This window comes from Microbacterium sp. Bi98, assembly GCF_918698045.1.
Classification (GTDB): domain Bacteria; phylum Actinomycetota; class Actinomycetes; order Actinomycetales; family Microbacteriaceae; genus Microbacterium.
In genome coordinates this window covers 85,898-110,460 of sequence record NZ_CAKKLK010000004.1, presented here as the reverse complement: position 1 = coordinate 110,460, position 24,563 = coordinate 85,898, and the positions used below count along the sequence as shown (strand labels likewise).

Below are 24,563 nucleotides of genomic sequence, written 5' to 3'. Positions count from 1 at the left end.
GCGACAGATATGGGCCACTGATCAGAGATCACGAGCGAGTCGGCGCGACTTCGGCGGCCACGTACGGCCGATGGACCAGACGGCGGGCAATGCAAGCGTGGCCAATCTGCGCGCCCATGGCAGCAGAATCCACGAAGCCGAGCTCGAGGAGAGGGCACAGTGAACGGACGACTCGTCTCTGCGGCTACGGAGGCGGCTGAAGAATGCGGTTGTGCACCCACGCCCGCCGAACGCGACTCGTTCTGGAAGCTGAGTGTTACTCGACGTGGCGCTTTCGGGCTCGGCGCGCTCGGTGTCGCTGCATTCGCTGCACTCGGCATCGGCTCCGGCGACTCAGCGGCGTACGCTGCGTCGTACCCGAGTTGGGACGATGTGCAACGCGCCAAGAACAACGAAGCTGCCAAGGCTGCCGAGATCACCCGAATCGAAGGGCTGATCCAGTCCTTGACGCGGAAGGTCGCTGAGACTCAGGTTGCTGCCGATACAGCCTCCGACGAGTTCTATGCAGCGCAGCAGGAGTACTTCGCTGCGATCACGGAAGCTCAGAGCCTGCAGGCGCAGGCGGACGAACAATCAGCGATTGCCGAAACCTCTGCGCGCAGGGCCGGTCAAGTTGCGGCACAGCTGTATCGCAACGGTGGAGATGATTCAGCACTGCAACTGTTCTTCTCCGGTTCCGCGGCCAACGCCGATGAGCTCCTGTCACGCCTGGGCACCATGGACAAGCTTCTCGAGTACAACCGGTCGGTCTACGATGGCGCAATCTCGGCGCGCAACACCGCCCAATCGCTGACCGATCAGGCGAAGGTTGCCCGCGACGAACGAGACCGCCTGCAGCAGGTCGCAGAGCAGAAGATGATTGCGGCACAAGAAGCGGCCGACGCCGCACAGGCCGCGCTCGACGAGCAAGCCGCGAACCTCGAGACGATGCAGGCGCAGCTCGCCGCGCTGAAAGACACCACCACGCAGACTGTCGCTGGTTACCAGTCGGGTGTGGCCGCGCGCGAGGCCGAAGAGCGCGCCCGTCGCGAACGCGAAGCCGCGGAAGCGGCAGCCAACGGTGGCGGCAACGGCGGCGGCGGAGGCTCTGCCGGTAGCGGCGGTTGGGTCCGGCCCCACGGGGGCGGCCGAAGTTCAAGCTACGGCCCGCGGACCCCGATCTGCGGTTCGCAGGGCTGCTCCTCGAGCTACCACTACGGCGCGGACATGGCCAATGGCTGCGGAGCGGCGATCTACGCCGCCAACTCCGGAACAGTGGACTACGCCGGCGCGAACGGCAACTACGGCAATTACGTCCGCATCCAACACGGCGGGGGCGTCAGCACCGGGTACGCGCACATCAAACCCAGTGGCATCCTCGTTGGCAGGGGGCAATGGGTCAATTCGGGCCAGGTCATCGCTTACGCGGGTGACACTGGACGCTCCTTCGGTTGCCATCTGCATTTCGAGGTCTACATCAATGGTGGTTACACCAACCCCGTCCGATTCATGGAAGACCGCGGCGTCTATATCTAAGGCTCCGACATGGGAGCACGAAGTGGCGCCACCCACAATGACCAGTTGGGTAGAGAGGGCTGCTCCAGTCGTCACTCGCGACATCCTTGCTAGGGATCTCAGAGAGGGAGAATGACGCTACCCATCACCGCCGTCAGCCGCGACATGATGTCGGTCCACAGCCCTGTCACCATCAGGATTCCGAGGACGATCAGCAGTATGCCTCCGCATACGTTCACCACCCGGATGTGACGACGGAGGAACTCGACCGTCTTCGCCGCCCAACCGAACCCGAATGCGACCAACAGGAACGGGATGCCGAGGCCGAGCGAATACGCGAGGCCGAGGAAGCCGGCACGGACAGGGTCGCCAGCATTGAACGAAAGCGCGATGATCGCGGCAAGCGTCGGACCCATGCACGGTGCCCAGCCGATACCAAGTGCCACTCCAAGTAGCGGCGCCCCTGCGATTCCGGCCCGGGAGCCGACGTGGAAGCGGACCTCCCGCTGGGCGAAATTGAACAACCCGAGAAAGACGAGCCCCATCAGGATGATGACGACTCCGAGGATGCGTGTGACCAGGTCGCCCCAGCGTAGGAAGAACACGCCGGCCGTGCCGCCCAGCGCGGTGATGAGAACGAAGACGACGCTGAAGCCGAGGATGAACAGCAGTACGCCGACTACGAGCTGACGGCGCTGGGGCGCGACTGCGTTCGTCGCGCGACCCTTCGAGTCCGGCGCGACCACCCCGCCAAGGAAGCCGAGGTAGCCGGGGACCAGCGGGAGCACGCAGGGCGACAAGAACGACACGAGGCCAGCGAGCATCGCGACGGGGACTGCGAGCCAGAGCGCACCGGACCCGATGATGGTGTCGGCGTTCACGGTGTCTCCGCCAGAGCGTCCTTGACGAGCGTCGAGAGGATCGAGGTGCCGTCGATGGGTCCGATGATGCGGGCGGCGACACGGCCCTGCCTGTCGAGCACGAGAGTCGTCGGTGTCGCCTGGATCGGCACGACCTCGGAGAAAGCGAGTTTCGCCTCGGCCGTGTTCACGTCGATCAGGCTCGGGTAGGTGATGCCGAACTCGTGAGAGAAAGCCTGGGCAGTGTCGGCCTGGTCGCGGGTATTGATGCCGATGAAAGCTACATCCTCGCCGCCGTATTCTTGCCAGACGCTTTCGAGATCCTTCGCCTCGATGCGGCACGGCGCGCACCCGGCGTACCAGAAGTTCACCACCGTGACCTTGCCGGCGTTGTCTGCGCTGTCGAAATCATCACCAGTTTCAGTGATGCCGCTGAAGTCGACCGGTTCGCTCCGCTCGTCGATCGGGATCTCGACGATCGCGCCGCCAGCGGCCACATACCCGGTGTTCTCACCCTTGAGGAAGGAATCGCTGACCGGATCCGGCGCGCACCCGGTCAGCCCGATCACGGACACAGCGAGCATGGCCCCGACCGCGCCACGAACGGCACGAAAGCGGGGTCTTCGACGCATATTTCGAACCTTACACAGATCACCTATGCGTCACCTTTGCCTCGGACACTTCCCGACCGGGAATAGACTCGCATGCATTGTGTTATGTACCCCTAGGGGGTATCTTTTTGGGAGTGAACGGCTACGAGAGCAACAAGGCTGATCTGCGTAAGCGGTTGAGCCGGGTAGAGGGTCAGGTGCGAGGTATCGCACGAATGGTTGATGAGGACAAGTACTGCATCGATATCTTGACGCAGGTGTCTGCGGCGACGAAGGCCCTCGAGACGGTGGCGTTGTCGCTACTCAGTGACCATCTCGCTCATTGTGTCGCTCAGGCAAGTGCTGTCTTGGTTGCGGGGATGACATGCTCGCATTGCGCCTCCAGCGTCAGCGATGAGCTGAACGCCATCGATGGTGTCGACGGTGTCACGGTCGACCTGAATGCCGGCGGGGCATCCCGCGTGATTGTCCACAGCGCCGCCCCTATCGATCCCACGGCTGTACGGGCTGCGGTTGAAGAGGCCGGCTACACCCTCGCGACCTCCCCGATCTGAGTCGCTATCCGTTTGCGCCCGGCTGATCCGGGTGCATCCGAGCAAGGAGTTTCCGATGAGCCAGCATGACCAGCACCACGAACACACTGCGCATCAGGATCACGGCAGCGTGCCGACAACGGAGCATGACCACACGGCGATGAGCCACGACCACGGTGCTCCCCCAGAGCACGCTGGTCACACGAGCCACGGCGGTCACGGCGATCATGTCGGTCAGTTCCGGCGGTTGTTCTGGATCATGCTGGTCCTCGCGGCCCCTGTGGTTGGGTTCTCGATGATGTTCTCGATGCTGCTCGGGTACCCATTGCCCGACGCCGCGTGGGTGGGTTGGGTGTCCCCGGTTCTCGGGACCGTGATGTATGTGTGGGGCGGGGCCCCGTTCCTCACGGGTGCCGTGAGCGAGCTCCGTGCACGCAAGCCCGGGATGATGCTGCTGATCGCCCTTGCGATCACCGTGGCATTCCTGGCGTCCTGGGGTGCGAGCCTCGGCATGCTGCACCACGAGTTGGATTTCTGGTGGGAGCTGGCGCTGCTGATCGTGATCATGCTGCTTGGTCACTGGATCGAGATGCGCTCGCTCGCGCAGACGACATCGGCCTTGGATTCCTTAGCGGCGTTGCTGCCTGACGAGGCAGAAAAGGTCGACGGCGATACGACCGTAACGGTCGCGCCCTCGGACTTGCAGGTAGGCGATGTCGTGGTCGTGCGTCCGGGCGGGCGGGTCCCCGCCGATGGGCGCATCGTTCAGGGATCGGCCAGCATGGACGAGTCGATGATCACCGGAGAATCCCGGCCGGTGCGCCGCAGCGATGGCGACCCGGTCATTGCCGGTACCGTCGCCACGGATTCCGGAGTGCGGGTGGAGATCACGGCCATCGGTGAGGACACCGCTCTCGCGGGGATTCAGAAGCTGGTCACCGAGGCGCAGAGTTCGTCGTCTCGGGCGCAGCGGCTCGCGGACAAGGCCGCAGGGTGGCTGTTCTGGTTCGCGCTCGGCGCCGCAGCGATCACCGCGATCGTCTGGACGGTTGTTGGCCTACCCGACGCCGCCGTCATCCGCACCATCACGGTGCTGGTGATCGCCTGCCCGCACGCGCTGGGCCTGGCGATCCCGCTGGTCGTGTCGATCGCGACCGAGCGCGCCGCCCGCGGGGGCGTGCTCATCAAGGATCGTCTCGCGCTGGAGAGCATGCGCACCGTCGACACTGTTCTGTTCGACAAGACGGGCACGCTCACCAAGGGCACCCCCGCGGTGACCGCCATCAACCCCGTCACGGGGACCGACGCCGATCAGCTGTTGGCGTGGGCGGCCGCGGCGGAAGCAGACTCCGAGCACCCCCTCGCCCGCGCGATCGTCAACGCGGCAAAAGAGAAGACGCTCACCGTTCCACGCTCAACCGACTTCGAGTCATCCCCCGCTGTCGGGGTGCGTGCCCGCGTTGACGGACGTGTCGTGCAGGTCGGTGGCCCGTACATGCTCGAGCAGGAGAATGCGCAGGAGCTGCCCGTTGCTGACGAGTGGCGGAACGAGGGTGCGATCATCCTTCACGTGCTCGTCCACGGTCAGGTTGTGGGCGCGCTGCGTCTGGCGGATGAGATCCGCTCGGAGTCGCGCCATGCGGTCGACGCGCTCCATGAGCGCAGTGTGCAGGTGGTCATGATCACCGGTGATGCGGACGCGGTCGCCGCCTCCGTGGCGGGCGAACTCGGCATCGACCGGTACTTCGCCGGGGTACGCCCCGAGGACAAAGCGTCGAAGGTGAAAGAGCTTCAGGGCGAAGGTCGAAAGGTCGCCATGGTTGGTGACGGGGTGAACGATGCCCCCGCGCTGGCGCAGGCGGACGTCGGTATTGCGATCGGGGCGGGAACCGATGTCGCAATCGCGTCTGCGGGGGTCATCCTCGCCAGCGACGACCCCCGGTCGGTGCTGTCCGTGATCGACTTGTCGCGAGCGAGCTACCGGAAGATGAAGCAGAACCTCTGGTGGGCCGCCGGGTACAACCTGCTCTCGGTCCCCCTCGCGGCCGGCGTGCTCGCCCCGATCGGGTTCGTGCTGCCCATGTCGGTGGGAGCGGTACTGATGTCGCTGTCCACTATCGTCGTTGCGCTCAACGCGCAGCTGCTGCGGCGGCTGGACCTGCGCCCCGAGGCCGTCACAGGCAACTAGACCAGGGAACCGTCGACCCCGGACGTACCCTAGGAGAACGGGAGGTGAGTATGTCGCTGATTGCTGTCGCACAACGTGTGTGGGGTTCGCGCACGCTCACCCGCAACGTTCTGACCGTGCTGATCGTCGCCGTGGGCGTCATCGCCGGGCTGCTGGCGATGCATTCCTTCAACTCGCATGCGACATCTGTCGGGCACCACGACTCCGTCACCGTGAGCGCGCACACCGGCGACATGTCAGAGCAGCATCCCGCCCCGTCCACCGTCGCCGTGACCCCTGGTACTGCTTCGCAGGAGGCGGGGTGCGCAACGTGCGGTGGTGACCAGGATGCGATGACCTGGATGGCGTGTGTGCTCGCTCTCCTTGTCGCCATCATTCTTCTTGGTCGGGTCGGCCTCAGCTGGCGGCGCACCCCACCGGCCATGCTGCTCGCGGTCGTGATGGCACAGTGGCCGGCGCGCGCGTACTCCCTTCCCCCTCCCCCTTCCCTCACGGTTCTCTGCATCAGTCGCACGTGATGACGCTTTAGCCCGCCCACGCGGGCAACGCACCCTGAATACCCGGCTTTCGTCGGGTGTCATCACCGACCCTTGGAGAACACTCATGAAGATCCGACCCGCGGCAATCGCCGCAATCACCCTCACCACACTGCTCGCCCTCACGGGCTGCGCCGGCAGCGCCGGCTCCGGCGGTGACATGCCCGGCATGGACCACAGCAACAGCTCGTCCGCACCGGCAGAAACAGCGGACGCGAACGACGCAGACATCATGTTCGCGAGCATGATGATCGAGCACCACACGCAAGCCGTGGACATGTCCGACACCATCCTCGGAAAGGCCGACATCGACGAGCGGGTGACCGCCCTTGCCGAAGAGATCAAAGCGGCCCAACAGCCCGAGATCGACAAACTCGAATCCTGGCTCAAAGACTGGGGTGCCGATACCTCCGACATGGAAGGCATGGATCACGGCAGCGGCATGATGACCGAAGAGGACATGCAAGCCCTCGATGCGGCCACCGGCACCGAAGCATCCCGGTTGTTCCTTGAGCAGATGATCGAGCACCACCGTGGCGCGATCGACATGGCACAGGACGAAGTCGACGACGGGCAGAACAGTGACGCCGTCTCGCTCGCCCAGAAGATCATCGACACCCAGACGGCCGAGATCACCACGATGGAGGAGATTCTCGCAACTCTCTGACCCCGCATCGTGTGGCGCGGCCCCACAGCCGCGCCACACGATCGGTCAGACGATGCGGACAAGCCATGCGTCAGCACACCACTTCCAGCGCTCCCACGCGCATCCTCGCGACTCTTTCGAAATCCCCCACTCGTCGGCGGTCAGTGCACCTGATCGGATTGGGCACAGCTGCTCTGCTCGCCCTCGCCGGCTGCGCAGCCACCACCGCGACCACGGGCGACGGCCACACTGATCAGGCGCTCTCCCACGTTCACGGCATCGTCGCAGACCCCGAAGGAGATGGATTCCTTCTCGGAACACACGAGGGTATCTTCCCCGCGACCCAGACCGGCGAACTCGGTCAACGAGTCACCGGGTCGGACTTCGACGCCATGGGGCTCACTGTCGTCGACGACACACTGCTCGCGTCCGGACATCCCGGACCGGACACCCCCGTCGAACTTGGCACCCCCAACCTCGGCATCATCCGCAGCGCCGACCGGGCCGAAACCTGGGAACCGGTCGCCTTCACCGGTGAGAAGGACTTCCACGCCCTCACCGCTGGACCCGATGGCACCATATACGGGCTCTCCTCGGACAGCACACAGTTGCAGATCAGCACCGACCAAGGATCCACCTGGAACGCGACAGGTGCGGCACTTGTCGCCGTCTCCTTCGCGGTTGACACCGCGGGCCGGATCGTCGCCGCGACCCCCGATGGCCTCCAGGTCAGCACCGACGACGCGGCCACGTTCGCCCTCTGGCCGAACGCACCCTTGTTGTTCATGCTGAACGCATCCCCTGACCATCAACGGCTCGTCGGCGTCGGAAACGGTGGGAAGATCTGGGTCACCACCGCGGGAGCTACCCAGTGGACAGAGGCCGGAACCGTTCACGGGACCGCGCAAGCCATCGCGATCACCAATACCGGCGACATGCTCATCGTCGACGACAGCGGGATCACCCATGTACCCCAGGAGTGAGCGCCCAAAAAGGAGGATGCTGGAAACGTGAAGATCGAGCTGTTACACATCGCTGAATGCCCTAGCTGGATCGAAGCCGGTCGCCGTGTCACCGAGGCCCTCCGAGAAACGAGCCACGCGGCAACAGAACTGCGTTATCGACTCATCCGCTCTGAGGAGGACGCAGCGGAGGTTCCCTTCTCGGGGTCCCCCACAGTCACCCTGAACGGGGAAGACCTCTTCCCTGGTGCGGAGCCCAGTGTCGACCTAGCCTGCCGCATCTACGCAACCCCGGCGGGTCTGGCTGGTCTCCCGACGGTCGAGCAGATCCGAGAGGCCATCCTCACTCATGGCAACTGACTCCGACCAGGTGTGCACATGCTGCGGGCGATCCTTACCCCGTAAGAAGGTGCATGCCCTCGGGGACGATGGGGTGTTCATCTGTCGTCGCTGCGCCTGGTGGGTGGCCCTGCGGCTACGCCCGGACAATACGTCGGGATGACGATGACCACGGCCAGGCACTCATCGTGCCCGGCCGTGGTCACCATTTCTTTCAGACACGCGAGAGGGAGCGCGCCTCGCGCTCCCATGCCTGGGTCGCTATCTGCACGGCATCCCACGGGGAGCCGAGCGGGGGCGTGTAGGAGAGGTCAAGGTCGCTCATCGCGGCGACGGTCATCCTGTGGTGCAGAGACGTGGCGTAGGTGTCGACGCGCTTCGAAATCTCGGCACCTCGGCTGCCGACGAGCTGCGCGCCGAGCAGACGACCGTCATTGGTGTCGCCGGTGATGCGGATGCTGACGGGCGTGGCGCCCGGGTAGTAGCGCTTGTGGTCGTCCGCGATGGCGGTGTGACTGTGCGGGGCGAGGCCGGCGGCTGTGGCTTCGTGGTCGCGGAGGCCTGTGCGTGCGGCGACGACGTCGAAGACCTTCACGACCTGTGTGCCGAGGCTCCCGGCGAACCGCGTATCGCCCCCGATCGCGTTCTCGCCCGCGACACGTCCCTGCTTGTGGGCGGTCGTGCCGAGGGGGAGGTAGGTGATCCCGAGGAGGCGGTGGTGGGTGACCACTCCGTCGCCGGCCGCCCACACGTGCGGCAGGCCAGTGCGCATCTGTTCGTCGACGACGACAGCGCCGCCCGCGCCCGTGGTTGCGCCGGCTGCGGTGAGAAGGCTGGTGTTGGGCCGCACGCCGACGACGACGAGCACCACGTCAGCGGTACGGGAGAACGCCTCTCCGTCGTGGATGCCGGTGACGGTGATCCTGCCGCCGTCACGGGCGACGGCTTCGACACGCGTACCGGTGAGGACGTCGACCCCGTGTCGGGTGAGTTCGTCGCGGACAAGTGAACCGAGTTCGGGATCGAGGGTCGAGAGGACTTCGGGGCCGCGCTGCAGCTGGGTGACCTGGAGGCCCCGCACAGTGAGCGCTTCGGCCATTTCGAGGCCGACGTAGCCAGCTCCGACGATGATCGCCGTCTCGGGCTGATGTTCGTCGAGGTACTTCTCGAGCGCGAACGTGTCGCCCATCGAGTGCAACAGGTGCACGCCGTCATCGGGGCCGAGCCGGTCAAGACCCGCGATGCCCGCGGTTGACGGGGAGGCCCCGGTGCCGACCATGAGCTCGTCGTAGGCGATCGTTGATTCGCTGCCGTTCGCGTCGCGGACCGTGAGTCGGCGGCCGTCGACGTCGATACCTGTAGCGAGGGTGTCCAGACGGAGGTTCATGCCGGTGGCTTCGAGGTCAGCGTGGGTGCGGTGGGCGAGCGACTGCCAGGGCTGTACCTCGCGGGAGAAGTAGTACGGGATGCCGCAGATCGAGAAGTTCGGGTAGGCATCGGCCACCACGACAGTGACATCAACAGACGGGTCAAGTTCGCGGGCCCGGAGGGCGGTGGAGATTCCGGCGTCGCTTCCGCCGATCGCTACAAGATGCATGAGGATGCCTTTCAGGGCTGGGTTTCGAGTTTTTGAGGAACCACGACGTCGCCGGCCGTGCGGGCGGCGATTGGATAGAGGGCGAGCAGCAGCGCGAGGCCGATGGCAGCCCCGAAGAGCTGTGCAGCGATGAACGGCGCAACAGACGACGGTGCGATACCGGCGAACGTGTCGGTGAACATTCGGGCGATCGTGACGGCGGGATTTGCGAACGATGTGGAACTGGTGAACCAGTAGGCCGCGCCGATGTACGCACCGACCGCGGCGGCCGTGACCGACCCCTTTCCGGTGCGGGCGAGAGCGAAGATCAGCAGCACGAGCCCTGCAGTGGCGACCATTTCCCCGACCAGATGTCCGCCTGTGACCCGGTCGTTGGACGAGAACCCGGGACCGGTGTCGAACATGACCCCCGCTAGCAGGGTGCCGGCGATGCCGCCGAAGATCTGCGCGAGCACGTACGCAGCGACGTCGCGCAACGGAAGCCCGGTGCTGGCGCTGCGGCCAAGCAGCCAATCCGCGACCGTCACCACGGGGTTGAAGTGCGCGCCGGACACTGGCCCGAGCATCAGGATCAGCACCGTCAGACCGAGGGCAGTGGTCAGGCTGTTCTCCAACAGCTGGAGACCGACATCATCCGGGGACAACCGCTGCGCGGCGATACCGGAACCCACCACGATAGTGACGAGCAGACCAGTTCCAAGGAACTCGGCGGCTGCTCGGCGCAGAAGGTGTGGCCGTGCGAGGGCGGGGTGAGGTGTTTTCATGTCGGCTCATCTTGACCCGAACGGGGTACTTCAGTCAAGATTGAGACAATGAACACTGAACGAACTGACCAGGTGGAGGCGCGCGCCGCGAAGCACGCTGCGCTGAGCGACCCATCTCGCCTGCGGATCGTCGATCGTCTCACGCTGGGCGACCTCTCGCCCACCGAAATCGGAATGGCGTTGGGCCTTCCCTCCAACCTCGTCACCCATCATCTGAACGTGCTGGAGTCGGTGGGGATGGTCTCGCGGTCCCGCTCGGAGGCCGATAGACGGCGCAGCTACGTTCACCTCTCAGATAACGCACTCCGCGGGCTCACACCCGGCCGGGTCGAGCGCGCAGATCGCGTCGTGTTCGTTTGTACGGCGAACTCCGCCCGGTCGCAGCTCGCCGCGGCGTTGTGGTCGACCCGCAGCAGTATCCCCGCGACGTCGGGAGGAACGCACCCGACGGGGCGGATAGATCCGGGCGCAGTCGCCGCTGCCGATCGCCACACTCTCGCGCTGCACGATGAGGCACCCCGCGCTCTGACTTCGGTCCTGACCGATTCAGATTTCGTGGTGACGGTGTGCGACAGCGCCCACGAAGAACTCGGCGCCATCGGACACCTGCACTGGTCGATCCCCGACCCTGTTCGGATCGGCACCGATGACGCCTTCGACACCGCCTACGACGAGCTGGAGCGCCGTATCGCGGAACTCGCACCCCGGCTCGCCGCCAGCTGACTCACCCTGAAAGAGAACCCGTGACTGACACCACTCCGACCGTCCTATTCATCTGCCAGCACAACGCCGGCCGGTCGCAGCTCGGCGCGGCTCTCCTAGAGCACCTGGCCGGGGACCGGTTTCGTGCCACGTCTGCGGGCCTCTCCCCGGCGAACGAAGTGAACCCGGCTGTGGCCGCCACTGTCGCGGAGCTCGGGGTGGACATCACGGGGCGCGTACCGCGCGCCGTCACGGTCGAAGATCTGGATGCCGCCGACGTCATCGTCCTGATGAAGCCCGGGCTCACATTGCCTTCCACCCCTCGCGGAAAGGTTCTGGAGTGGTCGTTCCCCAACCCCGAGTCCTGGGACGCCGAAGCAGTGCGCCCGCTACGGGAAGCGGTGGCCGAGAAGATTCGTACGACGCTTCTTGCCTGAGTTTCCCTTGTCACGAACCCGGCCCTGGCGTGGGTGATTCGTGCAGGACCGGATGAGTCGACATGCTGGGAACGTGAGCAACCTCGTCGCCTGGTGGGAACGTCATCAGATCGCCCTCTATCTCGCAGCGATCGCTGCGGGCGTCGTGCTGGGCTTGTTGGTACCAGGAGCCGCGCACCCGCTCGAGCTCGCGATCAACCCCGTTCTCGGGCTGTTGCTGTACGCGACATTCCTCGGTGTCCCTTTCTCGATGATCGGACGCGCCTTCCGCGATGCGGTTCCTGTTCGTGGTGCTGGTCGTGAACTTCGTGATCGTGCCGGTCATCGTGTTCTGCCTGTCTCGGTTCGTCGCTCACGATCAGGCGCTGTTGGTTGGTGTGCTGTTCGTCTTGCTGACGCCCTGCATCGACTATGTGATCGTCTTCACGGGGCTCGCCGGAGGGGCGAAGGAACGGCTACTTGCGGCCGCGCCGATCCTCATGCTGGGACAGATGCTGCTCCTGCCGGCATACCTCTGGCTGTTCGTCGGCCCTGAACTCATCGCCGCGGTCGACCTCGCGCCCTTCGTCGACGCTTTCCTCCTGCTCATCGTGCTCCCGCTCATGGCGGCCGGCCTCACCCAGTACGTCGCCTCCCGCACGCGCTGGGGTCGCACTCTCCGAGACACCGCTCTAGCCGCCATGGTGCCGCTGATGATGCTCACGCTCGCCGTCGTCGTCGCTTCCCAGGTCTACGGCGTCAGCCGGCAACTTCCTGCACTGCTCGCCACAGTTCCGATCTATGCCGCCTTCGCGGCGGTCATGATCCCGGTAGGGATATTCGCGGGGCGTGCGGCACGACTCGACGTCTCCAGCACTCGCGCTGTCGTATTCTCCGGCGCGACCCGCAACTCCCTAGTGGTTCTCCCGCTCGCCCTCGCCCTCGGCGGTCTACATCTGGGCGGTTCCTTCGAGCACGTAGAAGAACTGGGTCGCGGTGTGGTGCACGTGCCACTCTTCGCCGGCTCCGGCCGGGACTCGCTCCTCGATCACCGACAGCCCGGGGCTGTCGAGTAGTCGCCACCCGTCGGAGACCTCGCCCCACACGTAGTGATCAGCATTGGTGACATCGACAGGTTCGGGCATTCTTCGATCCTCCCAGGCGGACCAGTCCGCACCGTAGAGCGAGCAGCAGAAGCCGGAATGATAGACCCCGACGAAGAACCGCTCAAGGGGCCGACGAGCCCGACTGTTCCGAAGATATGTTGAGCCGAGATCGCAGAAGATCGCGATCCTTGGGCCGGTGGAGTCCCCAGCGAAGCCGGCAGGTGGTCCCGCGGGTACCCCAGACCTGTCGGGACCAGCCCCGATCACGCTCTACGGGGCGAGCTGCGTTTTCAGGAGAACCTGTGGGCGTCGAAGTCCGAACCATCGTCGAGGCCAGATAGGTCTCTGACTGTGCCTCAGGCGGGTTCTGGAGGACGCCGATCCGTTCACGCATGTATGCCTCCGCCTCGTCATTCGCGGGCGGCTGCGTCGTGGTGTTTCATCACGCCAGGCTCTGCGATCCTCATCGGGCAGATCCTCTACGACGGTAAAGCGGCCCGCTAGATCGATGGTGCCGCGGATCATGGTGTGGGCGAACGCCTGGAGGCGTTCCCTCGACTGCGAGAGCGAGTGCGCGGCAACCCGCCGCGCACGCAGCACGAAGCGTTCCACGATTTCCGTGGGCTGCATCACTGGCGCTCCCTTGTTCTCGCCCCGGCGATCGTTACGTGCCATCATCAGTCCACACGCCTAGTGAATCCAGTAATCGGGTCGAGCGGCCAATTCACGGCGAAGACGCGATTGAAGCTGATAATCATCGCCGGTTCCGATCCGTCTGAGAACGCCATCAGAACGATTTCACCCGGGTTTGGTTGATGTGCGGAGCGCGCGACCTTGATTGATGTCACCGTGTCGTCGACCGTGAGATCTTGGGTACGGGGCACGTCTCGAGCAGAAAGGAGTGCAGTTCGCAGTGCATCAGCGTGCGGTGTTCTCGGGATCTGCCGTAGCGCGACGCATCCGGCTAAGTACGCGGTCTTCACTGCTGCAATATGTGAGCGCGTTGCGTCGATAGGCACGTAGCTCATCTCGAACTCATGTTCTCGAATGATCTGGTTGACCGCCGGGTCGTGCCTTCCGTGTTGGAAGAGAACGAACCCGCCGGATGTGTTCTCGCGCAGGAGGTACTCTCCCGCGTTTCGGAGTCCGGGTAGGTTTTTACCCGAGAGTCGCACCTTTCCTATCGCGTTCTCGTACCAATTACGCAGGTGCGGCTCGTACTTGCTTCCGAACTCGTTGTTACACGTCTCGCACGTCATCGTGATGACGCTTCCGCCGACGGAGTGGGGTGGGACATGCTCCCGGCTGCGGGGTTTTGGCTCTAGGCAGATCGGACACACACCGAAGTCGATGAAGTCGAAGGCGACGGGAAGCGCTCGAAAATTACGCTCCGCTCCCAGCGGTTGTGGCATACGCACCTCGAGGGTTGACCCGTCTTCAAGTCGAAGAACGGCCTGACTGAGTTCGGGGACACCGCGACCATTTGCGCGCCCGTTGACGCTCTCAATCACACCGCGTACGCGACGTTTGCCGGAGGAATCGCTCACGGGTCAGACTGTACTCGTCGCCCTCGACATCAGGGGCCCGTCACCGACTCGCCGGACCAGTCTCAAGCTTCGTCAACACCGCAGCTCAACTATCCACGAGACAGCTCCGGCGCACCCACCTGGGCGCTCCGTATGCAGAGCCGATGACGGGTATACAGCAGCTGAGCCTCACCCTCTGATGCCGCGCAACAGGTCGCGCTGAGTTGCGTGATGTCCGCGAAGCATCATCGTTCCTTTCGTCGATACCCGCGACGTCACATGGCGAGTGTGCGCTCGTCAGCTCCGCTTACCGTCCCCCGGTCTGATGCCGCCCGCATAATAGCGAGCCTGATAATGCTCCTCCCCAGTAGAGGGAGAAGCGCCCTCTCCCGGAGGCCTGAGCGTCACCAGGGCGTACCCCTCAGATCGACGTCCCCCGGCGGCCATCGCGAGTCAGATGCGTCGTAGATGAGTATGGGAGCTCCGAAGGGCTCGGTCGTGTCGGAACCGTCGGCGATCGATATGTGACGTTCTTGCGCGCGGATCCGCCTCCAGCCGGTGCTCTCATAGAAAGGCACGACCGCCTCACGGCATCCGAGGTACCCGAAGTCGACCAGCGCGTCGTCCCGCATCGCCTGCTGGGCACGCGCCATCACCCGTCGCCCGACCCCACTGCCGCGCCAGTCGGAATGCACGAGGACTCCCCCGGTTCCGGCGACGACGATCTCGTGGCCGCCTGCACTGATCGTGCGTCGCTGAAAGCCGACATGCGCGATCACGATCCGGCCGATCGACAGCATCACATGAACATGCGCCGGCGAATACCCGTACGGGCGGTCAGGATTCCAGGCGCCGTGCGTCACGCGGTACTCGGAGTCGAAGAGTTTGCCGAGCGCTGACAACTGCGATGTGGAAAGATCCTGATGCTCGACGAGCTCGGTGCGTTCGATCGGGGTGTGCTCGGTCCCGAGGTCGCGGACCGTGATGAGGGTGCGACCGTGCTCGCTGACGCGGCCCGATCGGCCCGAATCCACGAACCCCAGCTTGTCGAGCACGCGACGCGAACTCACGTTCCACTCCCAGACTCCCGCCCACGCACGGCGATAGCCCACTTCGGCAGCCCACCGCAGGACCGCCGTCGCGGCCTCCGTGGCATATCCGCGATTGTGCACGGCCTGGAGGAGCTCGAACGCTACCTCGGGCTCCTCATCGTTGCCGTTCGCGTCGAAGACGAGCCCGCAGTATCCGTAAACCTCCCCTGACACCGCGTCCTCCACTGTGAGCAGGCTCGATCGCTCCGAGGCCGGATCGGTGATGTGCGCGGCGATGTCGGACGCCGTCGGGTGTCCGGCTGCGTCCAGCTTCCGGTGCGCCGGCACGCGCTCATCCCGCTCGGTCCAGAGCGTGTGGAAGACGGTCGCATCGGTGGCGGTCTGCGGCCGAAGGATCAGGCGCGCCGTCCGCAGGCGACCAGAAAGGGGTCTTGCGCCCGCTCGGCCGGATGTGTTCGTCACGGGGCCTCGGGGTTCTCGGCCGCCAGCGTGTCGATCATCGGGGCTCCTCCAGTCCTGCAGCGACCACTTCGAGTCGATCGGTACGGGAATCCCAGATTCGGCGCTGAGCGTCGAGCCAGTCCCCCACTGTGGCGAGTCGATCGCGGTCGAGGCTGCAGGTGCGCACGCGTCCGCGTTTGGTCGTGCGGATGAGACCATTCCCCTCCAGTGTGCGCACGTGCTTCAGGAAAGAGGGCAGCGTGATCGCGAACGACTTCGCCAACTCCCCCACGCTCGCCGGACCCGATCCGAGAATCCGGATCACTTCCCGCCGCGTCGGGTCCGCGAGCGCGAGGAACACTCCGTTCACGTCGTCATGGTTAGCCATAGAGCAAAGTATTCTGCACCTGGACGGTTAGCGCAAGGGCAAAGTGTCGCGGTGTCGCACCATGCACACGAGGGCCTCGCGATCCTCCCAGGATTCGACACGCAGGAAGTCCCGGGATTCATACAGACGGATCGCCGCATCACGCCAATGCCAGACGGACAGCCGGACAGGGGAACCCGCGACCTCCAGGGCGGCATCGAGCAGAGCACCGCCGACGCCTCGTCCCCGCACGCTCGGATCCGTCCAGAACCTCTTGACCTCTGCTTCTCCGGCGACCGGCCGGATGACGACCACTCCCACGGGCTGATCGTCCAGCTCTGCGATGAGCACAACGCACCCGGCGTACGCCAGAGCGGGGTCATCAGCCTCCTGCCTGTAATGCGGCGGCAGCGTGCCGGGCGGGGATGGCACTGCGAGCCCGTGCTCCCGCTTCTCGTCCTCGGTCTGGAGGAGGTACGTCCGCACGAGATGGGTCACCGCAACCGCGTCGGAACCGTGCAGGTTCGTCCGCCGGATGCGGACAGAGGCGCGCTCGGGGCGTATGAGTGTGTCGAGATCAGGCTGTTCGGTCACAGGTTCATTCTGCCCTCAGCGTGAGGACCAGACGCCGAGCTCGTTGCCGCTGGGGTCGAGGAAGTGCAGGCGGCGGCCGCCCGGGAACTCGTACGGACCTTGCACGACCGCACCGCCGGCCTCGGTGATCGCCGCCTGGGTGGCATCCAGATCGTCGGAGTACAACAGCACGAGAGGGCCACCGGGCGGGCGTCCCTGATCGGAGAGGAGCAGCCCGCCGACCTCGGATCCGTCGCCTGTGAGTGACGCGATGCCTGCATAGGCGGGACCGTAGTCGACGAAGACCCAGCCGAAGGCGTCGCGGTAGAACCGCTTCGCCGTCTCGAGATCATTGACGACGAGTTCGACGTAGTTGATGGCGTGGTGCACGGGTGCGGGTGTCATGCGGCCACGCTAGCGACAGCATCCGACATGCGCCAGACAACCGAGAGGGCGGGCTGCGCGACAGGGGAGGTCGCGACCAGGAGTACCGTGGGAGGAGTGCATCAGGTTCCCCGCTCCCCCGTGACCGCCCCGGGATGGAGAGCCTGGCTCATCTGGGGTGTCGGCGTCGCGGCGTACGTCCTGGCGATCACGAACCGCACCTCCCTCGGCGCCGTCGGGGTGGAGGCCGCGGATCGATTCCAGGCCGACGCGTCGACCCTCGCGCTGTTCGCCGTGGTCCAACTCGCCGTCTACGGCGGAATGCAGATTCCGATCGGCATCCTGCTCGACCGTTTCGGCTCGCGCCCGATCATGACGATCGGCATGCTGCTCATGGCTGCAGGTCAGCTCACCATGGCCCTCTCCCCCGGCATCGGCATCGCGATCTTCGCGCGCATCCTGCTCGGCGCCGGCGACGCGGCGATCTTCCCGGCCGTGCTGCGGCTCGTGGCGACGTGGTTCCCTGCGCAGCGCGGGCCGATCATGGTCCAGTTCACCGGCATCATCGGGCAGGCGGGACAGTTGATCGCACTCGTGCCCCTCGCCGCACTCCTGCACGCGACGACGTGGACGATCACCTTCGGCAGCATTGCGGGGCTCGGCGTGCTGTTCACCATTCTCGTCGCGCTCGTCATCCGCAATCACCCGGCGGAGCGTGGGGCCGACGTGACGGTCAACACCGACACGGGTGTCATCCGCGTCGTCACGTCGGCGATCGACACCGGTGTCGGCATCCGCGCCGCGTGGGCGCACCCCGGCACCCGCCTCGCGTTCTGGTCGCACTTCACGACACCTTTCGCGGGCACGGCGTTCATCCTCCTCTGGGGAATGCCCTTCCTGACCGCAGCGCAGGGGCTCGACACGGCGCATGCTGCGGGCATCATCTCGGTGTATGTGATCGCCGGAATGGCACTGGGCCCCATCATCGGAGACCTCTCGCGTCGGCTGCCGAATCAGCGTTCGCTCGCACTCGTCCTTCCGGCCGTCGGGGTGCAGGTCGTCGCATGGGTCGCCGTCCTCGCCCTGCCCGAACCGGCTCCGCTCTGGCTGCTCTACGTCCTCGCCGTGGCGCTCGCGACGGGAGGCCCGGCGAGCATGATCGCCTTCGACCACGCGCGCACGCACAACCCCTCGCATCGTCTCAGCACGGCCACAGGAGTGACGAATGCCGGTGGCTTCATCGCCGCTCTCATCGCGATCTTCCTCATCGGTCTCGCACTCGACCTACAGGGCGCGGGGACGCCGGAGACCTACTCGCTGGAGGCGTTCCGAGTGGCGTTCCTCATGCCCATCCCGCTGTGGATCCTCGGTGTCACCTTCATCGTGATCGAACGCAAGCGCACCCGCATCCGGATGGGGCTGGATCCTGAGCGGCGACGCTGAGGAATCCGCGGATGGTGCTCATGCCCCCGAGCTTCACCTTCTCGAACGAGGACTCGGAATCGGAATCGGAAGGATGCTCGTGCAGGGCATCGTCGATGATCTGCAGGAGACCTCGACCGTGCGGCGCATCATGCTCGCCACCAGCGATGCGGACGGCCTCTACGCGAAGTTCGGCTTCTCCGAGCCGGAGGGACCGAGCCGGTACATGATCAGGCCCATGTCGCGATGAGACGGCCTCGAGCGATTCAGCGCCCTGGGCGCCGCAACGGCGTCCAGCCGAACGGCACCGGGCCGTCGAACGCTGCTCTCTCCTGGTCGGCGCGCGTCGACCACCCCTGAGCTTCTCCCGGAGTCTCATACGCGCCGCGCGCGACTCGAAGCCCGACGTCCTCATGGTGCATGCGGGGTCCTCCCCCGCGACGCACCGAGGCGCGGACGCTCCACGAATCGTCTGCGAAGCCGCCCCCGCGGAACACGCGATAGTCGTCGTATCGCGCGGGATCCAGCAGATCCCAGCACCACTCCCACACGTTGCCGAGCATGTCGAACAGCCCGTTGAGGTTGGGCAGCTTGCCGCCGACCTCCTGGGGAGCCGACACACCGTCGGCACTCGTCCACGCGGCCTCGGCGAGAGGTGCATAGTGCGGCCCCGTCGACCCTGCCCGGCACGCGTACTCCCATTCGGCTTCAGTCGGGAGACGATAGCCCTCTCCGGTCACGTCCCAGGTGACGTCCTCGCCGTCGAATCGGTAGACCGGGTCGAATCCCTCCCACTCCGATGCGGCGTTGCAGAAGTGGATCGCGCGCAACCAGCTCAGGTCCGCGGCCGGTCGACGGGGATGGCGTGAGGAGATCGGAAGGATCTCCGCCAGCTGCTCCTCGGTGATCGGGAAGACGCCGATCTCGAAATCCTCGAGACTGACGGTGCGTTCCACCTTTCGGCGCGCATCATGCAGTGTGACCGACCCGCCCCGGATCGGTCGCATCTCGATATCGGTCACGCCTGCGGCACCCTCTCGACCCAGTCGGGGTACTTCGCGGCACGTCCGTCACCGGACGAGGTGCGCGTGACGCGTCGCCTGACCCACGGGCCGACGAACTCTCGATAGTAGGCGAGCCCCGCGGGGCCACCCGCGGTGAGGGCTGTCGGTGACCACCAGGTCGACGGAGGCTCGTAGCCCAGCCCCTGCAGCACCCGTGCGGCGACTCGGTGGTGACCGGCGGCGTTCATGTGCAGGCGGTCCTCGGACCAGTACTTCGCATCTGCCAACTCGCGGTCGGGCCAGTTCAATGCGCGCACGACATCGTCGCGCCCCTCGACGCGGCGAAGCACGGCATCCGAGAGCTGGTCGCCTCGCCGCTGCACGAGCGATCCCATCGGGAGCTGGCCGCTCGGATTCGCTCCGGAGAGGAGGATCAGGGTGACGCCTTCTTCGTCGCAGCGGCGCAGGACCCGGCTGAACGCGTCAGCGATGTGCTCGAGGTCGGTCCGCGGCCGCAGCATGTCGTTGCCTCCGCCGTTGAACGACAGGTGGGTCGGGCGCAGCGCGAGCGCCGGCTCCAGCTGCTGCTCGACGATCGGCCAAGCCAGCTTGCCGCGGATGGCGAGGTTGGCATAGCTGATCGAATGGCCGGCGGCATCGGCCCACCCCTGAGCCACGAGATCAGCCCAGCCTCGCTCGCGGCCGTCGGGCAGCACATCACCCACTCCCTCGGTGAAGGAATCTCCGATGGCCACATAGCGAACGTCTGTCACCTCGACAGCCTATTCCCGCTCGCCGACACCAGGCGCATCAGCGGTCGTCGAGCGCCATCCCGCCGCGATCGACCAGGCCCCACGCCGCCGCGGCCGCGACCACGAAGCACGCGCCGAACGCCGCGAACAGCACCGGCGCGCCCCCGGCGACGAGAACGACCGGCACCGCGAGCGGAGCGATGATGGACGCGATACGCCCCACTCCGGCGGCCCATCCCGCGCCGGTGCCGCGAAGCGAGGTCGGGTAGATCTCCGGGGTGACCGCGTACAGCGCACCCCATGCGCCCAGGTTGAAGAACGAGAGAGCCATGCCCGAGGCGATGATCGCGGCTTCGGTCGTCGACGTGCCGAAGAAGACGGCCGAGACCGCCGAGCCGATCAGGAAGACCGACAGCGTCGTGCGTCGACCCCACACCTCGATGAGCCACGCGGCGACGGCGTAACCCGGAAGCTGCGCGAGCGTGATGATGAGAGTGAAACCGAACGAGCGGACGAGATCGAAGCCTGCATCGACCAGGATGCTGGGGATCCAGATGAAGGCGCCGTAGTACGCGAAATTCACGCACAGCCAGACGACCCATAGACACAGGGTGCGCACGCGGAACTCGCCGTTCCACAGTGTCGTCAGACGAGCTCGCGTCGTCACGGCGATCGCCCGCGACATCGGCTCGCGTCTGATCGCAGGCCCCGGCTCGACACCGGCGTCGGCCTCGAACGCCGAGACGATGCGATCGGCCTCGGCGATGCGCCCGCGCGACGCGAGCCACCGAGGCGATTCCGGCAGTCCCCAGCGCACGATCAGTGCGTAGACCGCGGGGATCGCGCCGAGGGCGAACGCCCAGCGCCAGCCGGCGTCGGACGCGGGGATCACGAAGAAGCCGATCAGTGCGGCCGCCGTCCATCCCACCGCCCAGAACGCCTCGAGTATGACGATCAGTCGGCCTCTGATGCGCGCCGGCGCGAACTCGCTCACGTACGTCGACGCCACGGGAAGCTCGGCGCCGAGCCCCAGCCCCACCAGGAAGCGCAGCACGAGAAGCGCGGCGAGGCCGCTCACGAGCGCACTCGCTCCGGTGGCGATGCCGTAGATGAGCAACGTCAGAGCGAAGACCTGGCGCCGTCCGAGCCGGTCGGCGAGAAGTCCGCCCAGCGTTGCGCCGATCGCCATTCCGATGAAGCCGACGGAGGCGATCCACCCGGCATCCGCCTTCGTCAGGCCCCACTGCTGGGTGAGTGCGGCGAGGATGAACGAGATGAGTCCCACGTCCATCGCATCCAGAGCCCACCCCACGCCTGATCCTGTGAGCAGACGAAGGTGGCGGCGCGTGAACGGAAGCTCATCGAGACGCCCGGCGATGGACGCCCGGCTCGGCAGCGCGGTGTTGGCCATCCCCTCATCGTAGAGGGGAGCGCCGCGCTGCCGAGTCCCGCGTCAGTCCTGGGCGGCCAGCAGCTTGCGCACCCGAGGGATGACCTCGGACCCGTAGAGCTCGATGCTGCGCATCATCGAGTCGTGCGACAGCGTGCCGGTGGCGTACTTCATGTCGAATCGCCCGAGTCCGAGCGTGGTGACGGTGTCGGCGATCTTGGCCGCGACCCGGTCGGGAGAACCGACGTAGAGGGCACCCGCGGGACCGACGTCGTTCTGGAACCGCGCCCGGCTGTAGGGAGGCCACCCGCGCTCGCGACCGATGGTGTTGTTCATCGCCTCGAAACCGGAGTACGCGGCCTCCCACGCTTCCTCGTCGGTGTCGGCGATGTGACCAGGCGAGTGCACCGCGATCGGATGCGACGTCGTGCCGAAGGATGCGATCGAGCGGTGGTAGAGGTCGACGAACTGACGGAATCGCCCCGCAGGACCTCCGATGATCGCGAGCATCAGGCCCAGTCCGTGGCGGGCGACCCGCACGACGGATTCGGGGCTGCCGCCGACACCCACCCAGGTGCGCAGACCGTTCTCCGTCTTCGGGAAGACATTCGCGTTCTCGAGCGATGCGCGCATCGAGCCGGACCAGGTCACCGGCTCCTCCTTGAGGAGCTCGACGAAGAGGTCGAGCTTCTGCTCGAAGAGCGCGTCGTAGTCGCGGAGGTCGTATCCGAAGAGCGGGAAGGACTCGATAAACGATCCGCGCCCGAGCACGACCTCGGCGCGTCCGTTGGAGAGCGCGTCGAGTGTCGAGAACCGTTCGAAGACGCGCACCGGGTCGTCGGAGGAGAGCACGGTGACGGCGGTGCCGAGGCGGATGTTCTCTGTGCGCCCTGCGATGGTGGCGAGCACCATCTCCGGGGACGACACCGCGAACTCCTCGCGGTGGTGCTCCCCCACACCGAAGAAGTCGACACCGACGCTGTCGGCTCGCTCCGCCTGCTCGACGATGTTGCGGATCGTCTGCGCGCCGGTCAGGAGCTCGCCGTCGTCGCCTCTCGTGATGTCTCCGAAGGTGTCCAGTCCGAACTCGATGCTCATGTCAGCCCTTTCTATTCAGCTGAATGAACAGCGCACACCGGCGCGGCATTCCCTCAGCGATTCAGAAGTGCCGTGCGGAGCGTGTCGAGTCCGACCCCGCCCATGTCGAGCGCGCGCTTGTGGAACTCCTTCACATCGAAGTCCGCGCCACGCTCCGCCTGATACGCATCGCGCACCTGCTCCCAGATGCGCTGCCCGACCTTGTACGACGGAGCCTGCCCCGGCCAGCCCAGATACCGGTTGACCTCGAACTGCACGAACTGATCGGACATGTTCACGTTCTTGCGCATGAAGTCCAGGGCGTAGTCGGCATCCCACGTGCCCTGACCGTCGAGACGAGGTTTGCCGAGGTGTACGCCGATGTCGAGCACGACGCGGGCTGCGCGCATCCGCTGACCGTCGAGCATGCCGAGCCTGTCCGCCGGGTCGTCGAGGTAGCCGAGCTGCTGCATCAGACGTTCGGCGTACAGCGCCCATCCCTCGGCATGTCCCGACGTCCCTGCGAGCAGACGGCGCCAGGAGTTGAGCTCCGCGCGGTTGTAGACCGCCTGGGCGATCTGCAGGTGGTGCCCCGGGACGCCCTCGTGGTAGACGGTCGTCAGTTCCCGCCAGGTGTCGAACTCGGTGACGCCTTCGGGCACCGACCACCACATCCGGCCGGGGCGTGAGAAGTCGTCGGTGGGGCCGGTGTAGTAGATGCCGCCCTCCTGCGTCGGAGCGATCATGCACTCGAGGGTCCGGATCGCCTCCGGGATGTCGAAGTGCGTCGCGCCGAGCTCTGCGACGGCACGGTCGCTCGTCTCCTGCATCCAGCGCTGTAGAGCATCGGTGCCCACGAGCTTGCGGGACGGGTCGGCCTCGAGATGGGCGACAGCCTCTTCGACGGTGGCTCCGGGCAGGATCTCGTTCGCGATCGCGGTCTGCTCCGCGACCATGCGGGCGAGTTCTTCGCGGCCCCATTCATAGGTCTCGTCGAGGTCGATCGTCGCGCCGAGGAAACGTCGCGAGTTGAGCGCGTAGAGTTCTCGGCCGACGGCGTCCGTCTCAGTCGCTGCCGGTGCCAGCTCGTCAGCGAGGAAGCTGCGGAGCTCGTCGTAGGCGACCCGAGCGGCGGCCGAGTTGTCGGCCAGAGTACGGGCGAGCGATGCGGGGAGATTGCCTTCCTGAGGCGCTGCCTCGGCGACGAATGCAGCGAAGAATCCGTCGTCGGCGGTATAGCGATCGATCTGCGTCGCGACTTCCACGACCTGACGGCGTGCGGGGGTCACTCCGGCGGCGATGCCTGCACGAAGGGTCTCGGTGTAGCCCCGGAGCGCATCAGGGACCGCGGCGAGGCGGGTGGCGATGACGCTCCAGTCGTCCGCCGTCGCGGTGGGCATCAGGTCGAAGGCCGACCGTACGTCCTGCGCCGCCGACGCGATGACGTTCAGGTCGCGCAGGTGCCAGTCGGCATCGTGCAGTTCGAGGTCGAGACTCAGCTCGGCAGCCAGATCGGTCTTGGTGACCTCATCGATCGCGTCCACGGGTTCGAGCGCTTCGAGCGCGGCGAGGGTCGAACGAGTCGCTCGCACGATCTCCTCGTGCCCCTCGGGGCTCAGGTCGCCGAAACGGTCGTTGACGTCGTCCCGGCCGATGTAAGTGCCGAGCGTCGGAGCGAGCACCGCGATGGTGTCGACCCACTCATCGGCGACTCTGTCGATGGCAGACGGTGTGCGAGAGGAAGAGGTCATCCCTCCAGCGTAGCCCTGCGCCCCGGCGCAGGATATTGGTACCCGTCGCCGGCGCTGCCGGCCCTCGCGG

General features: G+C 65.9%; 25 protein-coding genes and 2 pseudogenes. 13 read left to right on the top strand and 14 right to left on the bottom strand.

Features of this window, described 5'->3' with window-relative positions; genetic code table 11:
• The first annotated feature begins 159 nt into the window (after positions 1-159).
• Positions 160-1,515 (top strand): M23 family metallopeptidase, encoded by a 1,356-nt coding sequence (locus LQZ85_RS08800; RefSeq protein ID WP_026049678.1) that lies wholly within the window; start codon positions 160-162, stop codon positions 1,513-1,515.
• 98 nt (positions 1,516-1,613) lie between these two features.
• Here LQZ85_RS08800 and LQZ85_RS08795 read toward each other — a convergent pair whose 3' ends face one another.
• Positions 1,614-2,375, bottom strand: coding sequence for a cytochrome c biogenesis protein CcdA (locus tag LQZ85_RS08795; RefSeq protein ID WP_017201929.1), 762 nt, complete (start codon positions 2,373-2,375; stop codon positions 1,614-1,616).
• On the bottom strand, positions 2,372-2,938 hold the full coding sequence (locus LQZ85_RS08790; RefSeq protein WP_082586587.1) for a TlpA disulfide reductase family protein: 567 nt from the start codon (positions 2,936-2,938) through the stop codon (positions 2,372-2,374). The genes LQZ85_RS08795 and LQZ85_RS08790 overlap by 4 nt, the downstream gene beginning before the upstream one ends.
• 161 nt (positions 2,939-3,099) lie before the next feature.
• Between LQZ85_RS08790 and LQZ85_RS08785 the strand changes: the two are divergent.
• The 7 genes and pseudogenes from LQZ85_RS08785 to LQZ85_RS08755 form a co-directional block, all read left to right on the top strand.
• Positions 3,100-3,309 (top strand): annotated as a pseudogene (locus LQZ85_RS08785) (metal-sensitive transcriptional regulator); the annotation flags it as partial.
• A gap of 3 nt (positions 3,310-3,312) precedes the next feature.
• Complete coding sequence (locus LQZ85_RS08780) at positions 3,313-3,519, top strand: heavy metal-associated domain-containing protein (RefSeq protein WP_268778166.1); 207 nt, start codon at positions 3,313-3,315, stop codon at positions 3,517-3,519.
• Between the two features lie 139 nt (positions 3,520-3,658).
• Positions 3,659-5,686, top strand: coding sequence for a heavy metal translocating P-type ATPase (locus tag LQZ85_RS08775; protein WP_230100828.1), 2,028 nt, complete (start codon positions 3,659-3,661; stop codon positions 5,684-5,686).
• Between the two features lie 116 nt (positions 5,687-5,802).
• Entirely contained in the window at positions 5,803-6,204 is a 402-nt protein-coding gene (locus tag LQZ85_RS08770; RefSeq protein ID WP_157538183.1) for a DUF6153 family protein, read from the top strand.
• An 85-nt stretch (positions 6,205-6,289) separates the two neighbouring features.
• Positions 6,290-6,889 (top strand): DUF305 domain-containing protein, encoded by a 600-nt coding sequence (locus tag LQZ85_RS08765; RefSeq protein ID WP_056278748.1) that lies wholly within the window; start codon positions 6,290-6,292, stop codon positions 6,887-6,889.
• A gap of 158 nt (positions 6,890-7,047) precedes the next feature.
• On the top strand, positions 7,048-7,851 hold the full coding sequence (locus LQZ85_RS08760; RefSeq protein ID WP_230100797.1) for a F510_1955 family glycosylhydrolase: 804 nt from the start codon (positions 7,048-7,050) through the stop codon (positions 7,849-7,851).
• A gap of 27 nt (positions 7,852-7,878) precedes the next feature.
• Positions 7,879-8,190, top strand: a complete 312-nt coding sequence (locus LQZ85_RS08755; protein ID WP_056278749.1) for a hypothetical protein — start codon at positions 7,879-7,881, stop codon at positions 8,188-8,190.
• Positions 8,191-8,383: 193 nt separating this feature from the next.
• Here LQZ85_RS08755 and LQZ85_RS08750 read toward each other — a convergent pair whose 3' ends face one another.
• On the bottom strand, positions 8,384-9,766 hold the full coding sequence (locus LQZ85_RS08750; protein WP_056278750.1) for an FAD-dependent oxidoreductase: 1,383 nt from the start codon (positions 9,764-9,766) through the stop codon (positions 8,384-8,386).
• Between the two features lie 11 nt (positions 9,767-9,777).
• Entirely contained in the window at positions 9,778-10,530 is a 753-nt protein-coding gene (locus LQZ85_RS08745; protein WP_056278751.1) for an MIP/aquaporin family protein, read from the bottom strand.
• Between the two features lie 48 nt (positions 10,531-10,578).
• On the opposite strand from LQZ85_RS08745, the gene LQZ85_RS08740 reads away from it, so the two are divergent.
• The 3 genes and pseudogenes from LQZ85_RS08740 to LQZ85_RS08730 form a co-directional block, all read left to right on the top strand.
• Positions 10,579-11,253, top strand: coding sequence for a helix-turn-helix domain-containing protein (locus LQZ85_RS08740; RefSeq protein ID WP_056278752.1), 675 nt, complete (start codon positions 10,579-10,581; stop codon positions 11,251-11,253).
• Between the two features lie 20 nt (positions 11,254-11,273).
• Complete coding sequence (locus tag LQZ85_RS08735) at positions 11,274-11,669, top strand: protein-tyrosine-phosphatase (RefSeq protein WP_056278753.1); 396 nt, start codon at positions 11,274-11,276, stop codon at positions 11,667-11,669.
• Between the two features lie 52 nt (positions 11,670-11,721).
• Positions 11,722-12,592, top strand: a pseudogene (locus tag LQZ85_RS08730) (bile acid:sodium symporter); the annotation flags it as partial.
• Between the two features lie 839 nt (positions 12,593-13,431).
• Here LQZ85_RS08730 and LQZ85_RS08725 read toward each other — a convergent pair.
• The 5 genes from LQZ85_RS08725 to LQZ85_RS08705 all read right to left on the bottom strand — a co-directional run bounded on the left by LQZ85_RS08725 (position 13,432) and on the right by LQZ85_RS08705 (position 17,118).
• A complete protein-coding gene (locus LQZ85_RS08725) occupies positions 13,432-14,301 on the bottom strand; it encodes an HNH endonuclease (RefSeq protein WP_157538185.1) in 870 nt (289 codons plus the stop codon).
• Between the two features lie 383 nt (positions 14,302-14,684).
• On the bottom strand, positions 14,685-15,794 hold the full coding sequence (locus tag LQZ85_RS08720) for a GNAT family N-acetyltransferase (RefSeq protein WP_230100796.1): 1,110 nt from the start codon (positions 15,792-15,794) through the stop codon (positions 14,685-14,687).
• A gap of 34 nt (positions 15,795-15,828) precedes the next feature.
• Positions 15,829-16,161, bottom strand: a complete 333-nt coding sequence (locus LQZ85_RS08715; RefSeq protein WP_056278754.1) for a metalloregulator ArsR/SmtB family transcription factor — start codon at positions 16,159-16,161, stop codon at positions 15,829-15,831.
• Between the two features lie 27 nt (positions 16,162-16,188).
• Entirely contained in the window at positions 16,189-16,734 is a 546-nt protein-coding gene (locus tag LQZ85_RS08710; protein WP_230100795.1) for a GNAT family N-acetyltransferase, read from the bottom strand.
• A 15-nt stretch (positions 16,735-16,749) separates the two neighbouring features.
• Entirely contained in the window at positions 16,750-17,118 is a 369-nt protein-coding gene (locus LQZ85_RS08705; RefSeq protein WP_056278755.1) for a VOC family protein, read from the bottom strand.
• Between the two features lie 96 nt (positions 17,119-17,214).
• Between LQZ85_RS08705 and LQZ85_RS08700 the strand changes: the two genes are divergently transcribed.
• Both LQZ85_RS08700 and LQZ85_RS08695 read left to right on the top strand, forming a co-directional pair.
• Entirely contained in the window at positions 17,215-18,540 is a 1,326-nt protein-coding gene (locus LQZ85_RS08700) for an MFS transporter (RefSeq protein WP_053096080.1), read from the top strand.
• Between the two features lie 79 nt (positions 18,541-18,619).
• Entirely contained in the window at positions 18,620-18,769 is a 150-nt protein-coding gene (locus LQZ85_RS08695; protein WP_157538187.1) for a hypothetical protein, read from the top strand.
• Positions 18,770-18,785: 16 nt separating this feature from the next.
• Here the strand turns inward: LQZ85_RS08695 and LQZ85_RS08690 are convergent, their stop codons facing one another.
• The 5 genes from LQZ85_RS08690 to LQZ85_RS08670 are packed head-to-tail and all read right to left on the bottom strand — an operon-like array spanning position 18,786 to position 24,493.
• Complete coding sequence (locus LQZ85_RS08690) at positions 18,786-19,541, bottom strand: formylglycine-generating enzyme family protein (protein ID WP_230100794.1); 756 nt, start codon at positions 19,539-19,541, stop codon at positions 18,786-18,788.
• Positions 19,538-20,296, bottom strand: coding sequence for an SGNH/GDSL hydrolase family protein (locus LQZ85_RS08685; protein WP_056278756.1), 759 nt, complete (start codon positions 20,294-20,296; stop codon positions 19,538-19,540). The genes LQZ85_RS08690 and LQZ85_RS08685 overlap by 4 nt, the downstream gene beginning before the upstream one ends.
• Before the next feature lie 37 nt (positions 20,297-20,333).
• Positions 20,334-21,686 carry an MFS transporter gene (locus LQZ85_RS08680; RefSeq protein ID WP_056278757.1) on the bottom strand — a complete coding sequence of 451 codons (1,353 nt, stop codon included), beginning with the start codon at positions 21,684-21,686 and terminating at the stop codon, positions 20,334-20,336.
• A gap of 42 nt (positions 21,687-21,728) precedes the next feature.
• Complete coding sequence (locus tag LQZ85_RS08675) at positions 21,729-22,763, bottom strand: LLM class flavin-dependent oxidoreductase (RefSeq protein WP_056278758.1); 1,035 nt, start codon at positions 22,761-22,763, stop codon at positions 21,729-21,731.
• Between the two features lie 53 nt (positions 22,764-22,816).
• Positions 22,817-24,493, bottom strand: coding sequence for a DUF885 domain-containing protein (locus LQZ85_RS08670; RefSeq protein ID WP_053096084.1), 1,677 nt, complete (start codon positions 24,491-24,493; stop codon positions 22,817-22,819).
• Positions 24,494-24,563: the final 70 nt, after the last annotated feature.

Bases quoted from the DNA above. Each gene is read 5' to 3' on its own strand.
- LQZ85_RS08715 (WP_056278754.1), bottom strand. From the start codon at position 16,161: ATGGCTAACCATGACGACGTGAACGGAGTGTTCCTCGCGCTCGCGGAC.
- LQZ85_RS08790 (WP_082586587.1), bottom strand. From the start codon at position 2,938: ATGCTCGCTGTGTCCGTGATCGGGCTGACCGGGTGCGCGCCGGATCCG.
- LQZ85_RS08675 (WP_056278758.1), bottom strand. From the start codon at position 22,763: ATGAGCATCGAGTTCGGACTGGACACCTTCGGAGACATCACGAGAGGC.
- LQZ85_RS08775 (WP_230100828.1), top strand. From the start codon at position 3,659: ATGAGCCACGACCACGGTGCTCCCCCAGAGCACGCTGGTCACACGAGC.
- LQZ85_RS08750 (WP_056278750.1), bottom strand. From the start codon at position 9,766: ATGCATCTTGTAGCGATCGGCGGAAGCGACGCCGGAATCTCCACCGCC.
- LQZ85_RS08670 (WP_053096084.1), bottom strand. From the start codon at position 24,493: ATGACCTCTTCCTCTCGCACACCGTCTGCCATCGACAGAGTCGCCGAT.
- LQZ85_RS08705 (WP_056278755.1), bottom strand. From the start codon at position 17,118: ATGACACCCGCACCCGTGCACCACGCCATCAACTACGTCGAACTCGTC.
- LQZ85_RS08740 (WP_056278752.1), top strand. From the start codon at position 10,579: ATGAACACTGAACGAACTGACCAGGTGGAGGCGCGCGCCGCGAAGCAC.
- LQZ85_RS08680 (WP_056278757.1), bottom strand. From the start codon at position 21,686: ATGGCCAACACCGCGCTGCCGAGCCGGGCGTCCATCGCCGGGCGTCTC.
- LQZ85_RS08745 (WP_056278751.1), bottom strand. From the start codon at position 10,530: ATGAAAACACCTCACCCCGCCCTCGCACGGCCACACCTTCTGCGCCGA.
- LQZ85_RS08765 (WP_056278748.1), top strand. From the start codon at position 6,290: ATGAAGATCCGACCCGCGGCAATCGCCGCAATCACCCTCACCACACTG.